The sequence below is a fragment of the Halanaerobacter jeridensis genome, assembly GCF_016908315.1.
Taxonomy (GTDB): Bacteria; Bacillota; Halanaerobiia; order Halobacteroidales; family Halobacteroidaceae; genus Halanaerobacter; species Halanaerobacter jeridensis.
In genome coordinates this window covers 235877-248330 of record NZ_JAFBDQ010000001.1, presented here as the reverse complement: position 1 = coordinate 248330, position 12454 = coordinate 235877, and the positions used below count along the sequence as shown (strand labels likewise).

The window sequence follows — 12454 nt, the reverse complement described above, 5'->3', positions numbered from 1 at the left end:
ATTTATCTTTCGGCAACTGATTCTCTAAGTACTAATTCTGTCGCTAATAATTTGGCGTCTGATGTTTTTTTACCCTCTAAACTATCTAAAATAAACTTAGTTGCTTCCTTACCTAAGCCTATTCCATTTTGAGCTACTGTAGTTAATGCCGGATCAGAATAACGAGCAGCAGGAATATCATCAAAACCAATAATTGATATATCTTCAGGAATTGCTACCCCAGCCTTTTTTAGTGTCTTCATAATTTCTAAAGCCATTAAATCACTAACTGCAATCAAAGCTGTGGGTTTATCAGGAGTAGACAATATTTCTTCCGCTACTTGCTGGCCACTTTCTTTACTAAAATCTCCGCGCCAAATATAATCTTCATCATAAAATCCAGCTTGCTGCATATAATCTTGATAAGCTTGCAATCTAATTTGGGAGACTTCTGCCCCTTCACACGAACCTATAAAACCAATCTTACGATGACCCATCTCAAATAAATAATCCAAAGCTTGTTCTATACCTGAGTAATTATTTGAAGTAATATAACCTAAATTTTTCCCTTCTAACTTTATATCAATTACTGCTACAGGCATTTCTGCTTCTTTTATTTCTTCAATATGTGGATCATCAAGACATAAACTAATAAATATAGCGCCTTCTACTTTTCTTTCACGGCATAATTCAAGATACGAGCGTTGACTGTAAGTGTCTTTAGTAATTGTAAATAATAAAATATCATACTGAGCTTGATTAGCTTGTTCAGTAATCCCATCCACAATTTCTATCCCAAAACTCTCTTTTAATCTAATATGATCGCGATTAAGCATAAAAACCCCAATAGTATTACTTCTATTAGTTGATAATCGCTGGGCAATAGGATTTGGTCTATATCCCATTTCTTTTGCTGCCTTCTTTATTTTTTTTCGTAAATCATGCCCCACACCTTCTTTATCATTTAATGCCTTAGATACAGTTCCTGATGATACGCCTAACTTTTCTGCAATATCTTTTAATTTAACTCCCATCTTCTCACCTCATAGCTACTAAAATACATTTCAACTTAATTATAAGTATAGATTAAAAGATTAGCAAATTTTTATTAATTCATATTCATCATTTCCTAAACCTATCTCTGCTCCATACTTAATTTGAATATAACCTTCAGTATGTTCTCTCAAGCCTTTAAATTTATCTTCCCCTGCTGCAAAATTAGATTCTAATAAGGAATTTTCAAATCCCTGTTGTTGATTAACCAAATCATAACTTGCCTTATCAATAGCTACTGGATCAGTAGAAGCTAAAATACCAATATCACGAACTATTGGCGCATCACTCCAAGGTACACAATCACAATCAGGAGTAATATTTAAAACAAAATTAATATAGCCTACTTTTTCCTTTTTATTCTTTATAGCTCCAAAAGCATACTCAGTCATTCGCTCCATAAATGGCTCAATTTCTGAGCTCCAATCAGTTGCAATAGCATCAGTAGGACAAACAGTCATACATTCTCCACAGCCAATACACTTTTCTTCATCAATCTCTGCTGTTTCATTGATTGTAATTGCATCTTCAGGACAGACTTCAGCACATTTTCCACAAGCCACACATTTCTCATCATCTGCAAAGAACTGCACATTATGCTGTTCTTTTTTACCTGCTGCCGGAGCACAACCCATAGCCAAATTCTTAATTGCCCCACCAAAACCAGCTAACTCATGAGCCTTAAAATGAGACATAGCAATCATTGCATCAGCAGAAACAAAATCAGAAGCTATCTTAACTTCATCAAATTGTTTTTGATTGATTTCTACATCTACAATATCTTGGCTCATTAAACCATCAGTGATAATCACTGGTGCATTTAAAACTGCATAAGTAAAACCATGTTGATTAGCTACATTCAGATGATCTACAGAATTATGTCTAGCCCCAGAATATAAAGTATTTGTATCACCAACAAAAGGCTTAGCAGAATTTTCTTTGAGCTTATCAACTATTTGACGCACAAACACAGGACTAATATGCGAATCATTACCAGCTTCACCAAAATGTACTTTAATAGCCGTTAAATCATTTTCATTAATTAACTCTTCAAAACCTGCTTTATCAAATAATCTTTTCACTTTTTCCGCTTTACTTTCTTCATTACTACGAGCCCTAACATCAGCAAAATAAACTTTACTTGCCATTATAATTCCCCCTATTGTGATATTTTATTAACTTCCTACATAACTTATATTATCATTTTTCCTTATCGCTATAAAATAAATTGTTCCAGCTCCTAAAGCAATTAAACTAAAATATAAATAGAGTGTACTACCACCTAATTCTTGATAAATAATCCCGCCAATAAAGCTTCCTACAATACTGCTAATTCCTTTAGCAGTAGCATAAAGATTTTGCCCAGTAGCCTTAAATCTATCACCACAAATTTCATTAATATAATTAACTGCAGTCACATGAAATAATCCAAAGGTCAGACTATGCAATAATTGCGAAGCTAAGAAAACTGCTGGAATAGGAAATTGAGCTAATAAAAACCAGCGTAAAGCAAAAGCCAAAGATGACACCAAAAAAATATATTTCAGCCTGAAATGTTCCATGATTTCTTCTGAAAAATAAAAAACAGCCATTTCACTAGTTGCAGCAATCGTCAAAGCTATTCCCACTAAAAACTCTTTCCCACCATGATCAATCACATAAATAGGAAAATAAATATTATTAGTTTTCAAAGTTAAAATAATAAAAAAGGTAAAAAGAATAAAAGTAAGTAAGTTCTTCTTATGTAGTAAACTTTTAAATTTTTTCAAACTCCCCACTTCTATACTCACATCCTGTTCTGGTAACTTAGGGATAATTAATAAAGTAACTATATAAACTATTCCACTCAGATAAAAAATATTTCCTGGAGCAGTCTTTTCAATAAAATATCCTACTCCTGCTACTACTGCAGTATAGCCAATTGAACCCCAAATTCTATATTTACCATACTGCTTACTATCTTCTCCTAAATACCCTAATAGTTGTGCATCTGCTAAAGGTACTGCTGCTAATAAAAATGTTAAAAACAATGTCATAATTAATGTTATAAACCAAAAACTTTGCCCGGCTAAAAACATTAAACTACTAACTAAAGCTCCAAATACTGTAATCATTAATAATTTCTTATTAGCCTTATAATAATCTGATAAAATCCCCCATAATGGTAAACACAACAAAGCAACTGCTTTGGCTATAGAATTAATAGTTCCAATCTGGGAAGAAGTTAAACCTACACTTTTAAAATATAAATTAAAGAAAGTTAATACTGACATCCCCATATAAAATATAAAATTAAATGTTTTAAAGTACAATTTAATTAGCCTCCAACTTCTTTTGTTTTATTAATTATTTTAAATAGAAATGCATCTTTTGCTTCTAATTCTAAATTCATAATTCCAGCTTCAATTTCTAATGGCGGCTGCTGACCAAAAACCTCACTTACTTCAGCTTCTTCAAAAACTCCTAAAGTTCCAATAGGAATAGCAACTTGACTCCTACTTTTTTCTTGCGAAACTACAGTCAAATAAATTTCATCAGCAGTAAATCTAGCATAAGCAATTACATAATCATTATCATATAAAATTTTAAATCCACCTGTTTGCAAACTTTCTTTTTCCTGTTTTAAATGAGACAATTTTTTATATAACTGATAATAATCTTGGTTCTGTTCTTCCTGCTCCCATTCCATAGGGTAGCGACAACCTTCAACACTTTCTCTATGTCCTTCTATTTCTACTTCATCCCCATAATAAATATTAGGTGTTCCCGGGAACGTAAACATCATAATTACTGCCCCTCGATAATCTTGCCAAGATACCTGGGGATTATTATGCAGGCGACTAATATCATGACTATCAAGCAAATTAAATTGTACATAAGCAATCTGATGCGGCAATCTAGCGATTTTTTGTTTAAACTGCTCCGCTAATTCACTAGCTTTTCTTTTCTGAGATGAAAAGTCAAATTGCTCTAAACGACGTTCTAACATATGATCTATTTCCCCTACAAACTGACGGACCGGACGTCCAAACCCAAAATAATTCATTGATGAATCCCATTCATCACCACGAAGAAACTCTTGATCATCACGCCAATGTTCTCCTAAAATATAAGCTTCTGAATTTTCCTCACGAATATTCTCTCGAATTTCAGGCCACACTTGATGATGCATTTGTTTATCATCCATTCTAGCCATTACATCTGCAACATCAAGACGCCAAGCATCAATATTAAAAGGGTCTTGTAACCAATATTTCAAAACTGAATCATCATCGCGATAAATAGCATCACGCAAAGCTTCCGATTCATAATTTAAAGTTGGTAGTGTTTCTACACCTTCCCAACCATGATAATTTCCCTCTTCATCAAAATAATAATATTCTCTTTCTTTAGCTTCGGGATTATTATAAGCCCCTACATCTTCTGCAAAGAAATTAGCTTCTTTGTTAAACCACTTATGAGCTATTCCTGTATGATTGACTGAAACATCAAGCATTACTTTCATATTATTACTATGTAACTCTTGATTTAAATCAATTAATGCTCCATCTCCTCCAAAATGCGGGTCAACTGCAAAATAATCTAAACAATCATACTTATGATGAGTAGCAGCAGTAAAAATTGGATTTAGATAAAGAGCATTAACACCTAATTCTTTTAAATAAGGTATTTTTTCTTTGATACCTTCTAAATCGCCACCAAAAAAATCTAAACAGTGCGCTTCTTCATATTCTCCTGGCTCTTCATTCCAATCCTTTGCAATAGTAGAATAGCCATTAAAAGTATATTGATTATCTTGCACATCATTATCTGGATTAGCATTGTAAAATCTATCAGGAAATATTTGATAGAAAACTGTACTCTTAACCCATTCTGGAGGTTGATAATCAGCTACAATTCTGAAATCATAATCTTCAACTGGTGGATAATTACTAATTTCAAACTGATTATAATAATATGTTTCATCATCTGTAGTAATTATAAAATGATAATGGAACAAAGGCTGATTAATTTCTAATTGATATTTATAATATACAAATTGCTCAGTTTTTTTCTCTTCAGTCATAGCAAAAAAGTGAGCTTGACCATTAATTTTCCCTCTTAAAATCACATCTTCTACTGGTGCATTCTTTAAAATTCTTAATCTGATTGTAACTTTTTCTCCCAGTTCAGGAGTAGGATTTGTAACATAATGTTTAGAACCATCTGAATAGATACTATCTTTCCAATCAAATTTCAAAATTGTTACCTCCCTTTTTCGAAATCGCTTTCGTTAAGTCCATTATAACTTAGATTTAAATCTAACTCAAGGATAATCATAATTTAATTCAAAAAATAATTGTAGTGCTAATTTCACTTTAACACTACAATTAAAATATTTAATTAAAACTAATTTCTAAACAATTCATTCACTATTTGATGTTGATAACTTACTACCTTATTTTGCTCTACTTCATCTGTAATATCCTCTGGAAAAGATAGTAAACGATCTAAATTAACTTCTTTTTTTTCGATATGCTCTGCTAAATAGTCATTTATTCTTTGCAATAACACTTTCGACCCTTTTTTATCAGTTAAAGGCAGAAACAATAATAGTTCTGTTTCGGAAATTTTATAAATCCTATCAATACCACGCATCAAACTTAATAATAAGTTTTTAGTAATTGAATTTTTTTCATCTTGGGCTACTTCAAATTTTACAATAGTAAAAATTGAATCACCTCGTAATGACCGACTCAATTCCTGTAGCAAATCAAAAGCAAAATAGTCAACAATACTATTTTTATCACTATTAACATTCCACTTATCACCTTTATTATCTAAATAATAGTTAACTTTAGCCTTTAAAACATGTTCTTCAAATGGTTTTAACAAATAATCTTGTGCTCCTAGGCGATAAGCTTTGAGAACTGTTTCTCTTCTATCATTAGAACTTAAAATTAATACCGGCACTTTTAAATTTGTTTTCTGCAAATAATCTAATAAACTAAAATCTTGCTTTTCACCAAATTGAATGTCAAAAATTAATAAATCAATATCATGTAGTGAATAATCAGCAGCAAAAGAATTATTTTTAACTTCTTCTACTTTAGCAGTTTCTAAAACATTAATTTTTGGGGAACTAATAATACTCCGGACTTGTAATCTTAAAATTTCAGATTGATCAACGATTAATACATTATTCACTTTAATCACCCCATTTTAAAAATTATAAGTGATATTCAACTCATGATTTATCTTATCACTTTCTAAACTATAAGCAGAATAAGCTCTTAAATCAATTGGTTTCAAGCCTAAAAGATTAAAATCTGCTTTTATTCCTAAACCGCTCGCCCAATTAGATTGGCCCTGAGACTGATAATCAACAAAAGAATATAACCCTATATTTGCTAATTGAAATATTTGGGCTAATTCTACAGAAGGCATAAATTGATGAGTATAAGCAAAATCAATTGCCCCTTGTAAATTAGCAGAATTATTTTGCTCTTTTCCCCGGTAAATTATTGGTGAAACTATTATATCAGAACTATTATAAACAATTTTAGGAACTATTGTCCAAATACTGCTTAACTGAAATTTTAACTTCTGTGAAGTTAATACTTCTAATTCAGAAAAAGAAGGAGCCACTAAATCACTCTCACTCTTCCAGCTTAGACTATCAGACTGCCAAGCAAAACTATTATCTAAATAAATACATTCTTCATCATCTAAACTACCTCGCCCTAATTCCAAAGTATAATTGTCATCATAATATTTCAATCCTAATTTCCAATCAATAATTTCAGTATCTTGTAACTTAGTTTTAGCAATTAAATCAAAATCCTCACTTAGTTTTTTCCAGCGAGTTTGAACCTCCCACTGCTTTTTTAAATTTCGTTGGGCTAAAGAAATTACTTCTAATTTCCCCCTTTCCATTTCAAATCCATATTGTACTTCATTTAAAGCGCTACGCAATAAATCAGGATTAAAAATAGAGTAATCTTGGCCATAATAAAGTAACGGATTGATTCGCATCCCTGGCAGTAGTTGTCGATTATATTTTAAATCATTTAAGGCATCAGAATAATCAATTTCAGTACTTAAATCAGGATGATTAAGTTTAATGTTTCTGCTTTTTAATTTTTCTTTAATCAGCCCTATCTTCTTTTGGGTCTGTTGATAACCAAGGTCAATTAATTGTTGAGCAGCATCAAAATCCATAAAAGAAAAATGCCCAACCTGATTATTAATTACTACATCAGAATATTCATTGATTATTTCTAAGGAATTTCTCTTTTGCACTAAAGTTAAAAATCTAATAGCTGAACGAAGAGAAGTATTATATTTCTGGTAAGGCAATTCATCAAAAGCAGTAGTAGTAATGATGAAGTCTCCCCCTAATGCTTTAGCAGCTTTAGCAGGACTCATCTCTAAAATTCCTGGGTCCATTAAATACCTTTCACTATTCTTTTTAACTGGAAAATAAAACGGAATAGCATAAGAACTCTGTAACACACGAGAAATTTGGCCCTCAGTATTCAAATATTTATAGCCACTATTGAGATCAAAACTTAATAAGGCTGTAGGAATTGGAAATTCTTCTAAACTTTTATGCGGAGCAATATCTTCTATAAACTTATTCACTTTTTCTGTCTTAAGTAATGACTTATTTAGTTGAGAACTTAGATCAAATAAATTACTAAAAGGAACTTGGTTTAATACTTCTTCCATCTTTTCTACTGACATTCCACTACCATACATTGTACCAATAATAGAACCCATACTCGTCCCTACAATCATATCAACAGGGATATTTTCTTCCTTCAAGGCTTTAATCACTCCAATATTAACAAAAGCTCTAGCCCCACCCCCTCCTAATGCTAAAGCTACCCGCGGCTGTTTTAATTGCAAAAATCGCTGTGGATTCTCAATCAAATAAGTTTCATCATCAATTTCTTTTGCAAAAAAATTTTTTTCAGCTCTTATAGTTGGTGAAACAGTAATAAAAACTATTAAAAAAATGATAGTCACTAACTTCAGGAAAGAATTATTCATCCTAAACTCCTTTCTAAAATTTTTAACTTTCTAGAAGCAATTATTATATTCTTTATATCAAAATAAGACAATTACTCTCTACATATTGCAAATTAATTACTTGTTTATAGTATGTATTCTAGAAATAAGGGGCATCTCCTGCTACAAAAACAAAAACCCGGATACATTAAGTGATATAATTCCTTTAAAGTATCCGGTGCTAAAACATATTATTATTTAATTTTATTTAATCGATATGGGGTTACTTGGTAAACATAATAATTAAGCCAATTTGAAAATAATAAATAACTACAAGAACGCCAATTAACTAACGGATCTTGTTCAGGGTCATCATCTGGAAAATAATTTTTAGGTTTATTAATATCAATCCCTTTTTCTAAATCTCTTTGATATTCTTGATTCAACATATCCCTATCATATTCAGGATGACCAGTAATAAAAATATGTTTTCCATTCTTAGTAGCTACCATATTAACTCCAGCTTCTTCAGATTCAGATAAAATCTCTAAAGAATCAATTTGCTCAATATCTTCCCTTCTGACTTCGGTATACCTTGAATGCGGCATAAAATGCTGATCATTCAAGCCGCGCATTAATTTCCGTTTTTCTTTATTAACTTGATGAGCAAAAACGCCAAACATCTTTTGCTCTAAATCATATTTTGGAACTCCAAAATGGTGATATAATCCTGCTTGAGCAGCCCAACACAAATGTAAGGTTGAAGTTACATTATTTTCTGCCCAATCCATAATCCGCTGTAATTCTTCCCAATATTTAACTTCTTCAAAGGGAAGATGTTCGACAGGAGCTCCTGTAATAATCATTCCATCAAACTTCTGATTTTGCACTTCATCAATTGTCTTATAGAAAGCACTTAGGTGCTCTTCGGAAATATTTTGGGGAGTATAACTATCAGGTTGTAATAATACTACATCAACCTGTAGTGGTGTATTCCCTAGTAAACGCAACAACTGAGTTTCAGTTATCTCTTTTAACGGCATCAAATTCAAAATAACAATTTTAAGTGCTCTAATATCCTGATGATAAGCCCTACTTTCTTTCATTACAAATATATTCTCATCTTCTAAAGTTTCTACAGCAGGGAGATTATCAGGTACCTTAATTGGCATTCTACTCACTCCTCACTACACATTCTAATTTTCTCCCATTATAACATTTTTCAAATTAAAATCAAAGCATTATTTATGAACTACAACTGTTGAAATAGGAGGAGCAGTTATTTCTCCTGAAGCAATGATTGTATCACTACTAGCTAATTTATCAGTACCAGCTTTAGATCCATCAACTACTACTTCCCAATCTTCTGTTACTGATTCTACTTTAATTGTTTTCTCTTTTCGATTAGCATTATGAACTACTATAATTTCTTCCCAATCATCTTTAGGACAATCCAATTTAAAGGCAATTACAAAATCTATTCCTTCGGCAATAAAATTAAGCCCATATTGGATTTCTTCCATTGTTTCTAATCTCAATGCAGGATGAGTTTTTCGTAATTCAATTAATCCCTTATAATACTCTACTACTTCCGAATATTTTTCTTTACGCTGCCAATCAATTTGATTTGTATAATCTCCTGAGCTATAACTGTTATGATCTAATTCTTTATACTTATTAGGGTTAGGTTTAGTACGGAGCATTTCTTCTCCACCATGAATAAATGCTCGGCCTTGAGAAGTAAGAATAATACTAGCACCTAATTTCGCCATCTTAATTCTTTGCTCTTTATCAGCATTAGGAGTAGACCCCACTACTTTATCCCATAAAGTATAACCATCATGACAAGTAACATAATTGATTACTTCTTCTGGCTCATCAGCAAAGCGATGATAAGGATCTAATTCAATATCTACATTACTATCGTAATTAACCATCCCTGCTATAATCCCAGCTCTAATTAATGATTTGCTATTTACAAATCCTTGGATGAATCCACCGTCTTCTAAATTACCTCCAAAGTGATTTTGTTTAAGAGCATCTCTTATTCCATCATTAAATACTGCTGGACCACTTTCAACTCTTAATAAACTTCTTTTTTCTCCTGCTGCCTTAACATACTTTTCTTCGGCAGGTAAAGTTCCTAAATTCCATCCTTCACCTAATAAAACAGTATTAGGATTAATATCTCTGACCTGATCAGCCATCTTCTTAATTGTCTCTTCATCATGTAATCCCATTAAATCAAAACGAAATCCATCTACATGATATTCATCAGTCCAATAAGTTGTAGAATCAATAATTAATTTCCTCATCATTTCCCGTTCTGAAGCAGTATCATTGCCACAACCAGAACCATTAGTTAAACTATTATCAGCATGACGTCGATAATAATATGCGGGCACTATGGGCTCAAAAATCTCTGTAACTGCAGTATGATTATAAACCACATCAAGAATAACTCCAATTCCTGCATCATGCAAAGCTTGGATTAATTGTTTTAATTCTTTAATTCTTACTTTTGGATCTCCTGGATCAGAAGAATACCAACCTTCAGGTGTGAAATAATTATGAGGATCATAACCCCAATTATAATTCACTTTACCTTCTTCTTTAATTTTTCTGATATCTTCAAATTCCTTTTGATATTCATTAATAAAATAGAAATTCAACACAGGCATCAATTGCACATGTGTTATACCTAGTTCTTTTAAATAAGGTATCTTTTCAATAAATCCTAAATAAGTACCTCGTTTTTCTTTAGCAACTTCAGAGCTAGGAGAAATAGTAAAATCTCTAACTGACATTTCATAAATTACTATATTGCAATCATCTTCTAACTCTATATAATCATCTTCCTGCCATTTTTTAGGATTAGTACTATCTAAATCCACTACTGCTCCTTTGCCTAAATCATCTTCTTCAATATCAAACCCAGACATTGATTTAGCATATGGATCTAATGTTTTTTGTTTAGTACCAGAATTATTAACAATATAATGATAATAAAAATCTGCTAAATCTTCTTCTATCTCAATATACCAAACTCCATTTTCATCTTTGCGCAGAGGATAAACAGCATTAGGCTCTACCTGATTTTGTTCTGCAAATAACTCTAGTTCTACTCTTTGAGCTGACGGAGCCCATAATTTAAAGCTGCTTTTTTGGGGACTATAATCCACTCCTAATGAACCATGATAAGTATAATTTTCATCAATTATTTCTGGACTCAAAATTGTTTTAGCAGTTAAACGTCCTGCTTTAACTGTATAAGGATGATCATAGTCTAAATTTTGATCTAATGTTAAATAATATTCTGGTGCTTTAGAATCATCAATTTTTTGAATAGGAATTACTTTAGAGCCATACTTAACCCAAATTCTATCTTCAACAGCATATTTAAATCTAAGCACAATTTTATTTTCAGCAAAAATCATTGCTTCTTCAATTTCATTTCTTTCAAATAATTTTAATCCATTCTTGTATTGAGTACTATCTCCTGCCTTCATCCATATTTCATTTATACCTTCAGAATATGGATATTCTTGGACTCCATTAAATTCTTCTTCTTCTCCCTTAAAAATAACAAATTTTAGTTTGCCATACTCTTCTTTACACGGAATATCCCAATAAGCTCCACAAGTATCAACATCATTGGTTTTAATTTCTCCACTTATCATTTCTTCTCCTGTTTCTTCATCTTCTTGCCAAAATCTTAACTGCCACCCATCATAATTTGCATCACAACGACAATAATGCAAACGGACATAATTTTCTGATGGAGCAGGGATTTTAGTAATATTTCCATCCTCTAAAGCTTTTTCTAAACTATTATGAATCTGATTAGTTTCTTTAACTGCCCATAATTCTTTTCCCTCTTCAAATTTATAATCAGCAGCAATATTGGATACTCTTGTGTAATCATTATGCACTATAAAATTTATTTCTTGCCCCTCCACACCAGGGATATCCCAATAAACCCCATATTCATCAATCCCACTTACCTCTAGGCCAAAACCCCACTTTAGTTTTTTTCCATTATAACCAGGGCCCCAAATATATAAATCCCATTCAAGATAATTATAACTACTATCTTGAATATAATGTAACCTCATATACCCTTCAGGAATTTGGGGTGGATGATATTCATCTCTATTCATTACTTATTCCCCCTTTTTTATTTAAAATATCTCAATATTATCTTCACTATAAAACTTAATCTTATTTAGTATAATTTATAGATAATTAAAATAATTCCTGCTTAATATTATTCAGAATATGACTTAATCATACTTCTAATAAAAAAATCTCGGCTTTAACACCGAGTAATTTTACTTTATTCAAATATTATTTTTTACAGTTTTATTATCTTCATACATTCTTTTTTCTTTTTAAAAAATTGCTAAAAGAGAATTTTTTAGCTTCTTTC

Annotated in this window: 8 protein-coding genes; all 8 read right to left on the bottom strand. The window is 31.5% G+C overall.

What is annotated here, in order from left to right; genetic code table 11:
* Positions 1-2: 2 nt before the first annotated feature.
* The 8 genes from JOC47_RS01255 to pulA all read right to left on the bottom strand — a co-directional run bounded on the left by JOC47_RS01255 (position 3) and on the right by pulA (position 12185).
* Entirely contained in the window at positions 3-1013 is a 1011-nt protein-coding gene (locus JOC47_RS01255) for a LacI family DNA-binding transcriptional regulator (protein WP_204700141.1), read from the bottom strand.
* Between the two features lie 60 nt (positions 1014-1073).
* Positions 1074-2180, bottom strand: coding sequence for a DUF362 domain-containing protein (locus JOC47_RS01250; protein WP_204700140.1), 1107 nt, complete (start codon positions 2178-2180; stop codon positions 1074-1076).
* A gap of 27 nt (positions 2181-2207) precedes the next feature.
* Positions 2208-3344, bottom strand: a complete 1137-nt coding sequence (locus JOC47_RS01245) for an MFS transporter (protein WP_204700139.1) — start codon at positions 3342-3344, stop codon at positions 2208-2210.
* Between the two features lie 5 nt (positions 3345-3349).
* Positions 3350-5272: an alpha amylase N-terminal ig-like domain-containing protein gene (locus JOC47_RS01240; RefSeq protein WP_204700138.1), complete on the bottom strand. Its 1923-nt coding sequence runs from the start codon at positions 5270-5272 to the stop codon at positions 3350-3352.
* Positions 5273-5421: 149 nt separating this feature from the next.
* Positions 5422-6219 (bottom strand): response regulator, encoded by a 798-nt coding sequence (locus JOC47_RS01235; protein WP_204700137.1) that lies wholly within the window; start codon positions 6217-6219, stop codon positions 5422-5424.
* Positions 6220-6234: 15 nt separating this feature from the next.
* Complete coding sequence (locus JOC47_RS01230; protein ID WP_204700136.1) at positions 6235-8067, bottom strand: patatin-like phospholipase family protein; 1833 nt, start codon at positions 8065-8067, stop codon at positions 6235-6237.
* 212 nt (positions 8068-8279) lie between these two features.
* Positions 8280-9197 carry a homoserine O-acetyltransferase MetA gene (metA, locus tag JOC47_RS01225; protein ID WP_204700135.1) on the bottom strand — a complete coding sequence of 306 codons (918 nt, stop codon included), beginning with the start codon at positions 9195-9197 and terminating at the stop codon, positions 8280-8282.
* Between the two features lie 69 nt (positions 9198-9266).
* Positions 9267-12185 (bottom strand): type I pullulanase, encoded by a 2919-nt coding sequence (gene pulA / locus JOC47_RS01220; RefSeq protein ID WP_204700134.1) that lies wholly within the window; start codon positions 12183-12185, stop codon positions 9267-9269.
* Between the last annotated feature and the right edge of the window lie 269 nt (positions 12186-12454).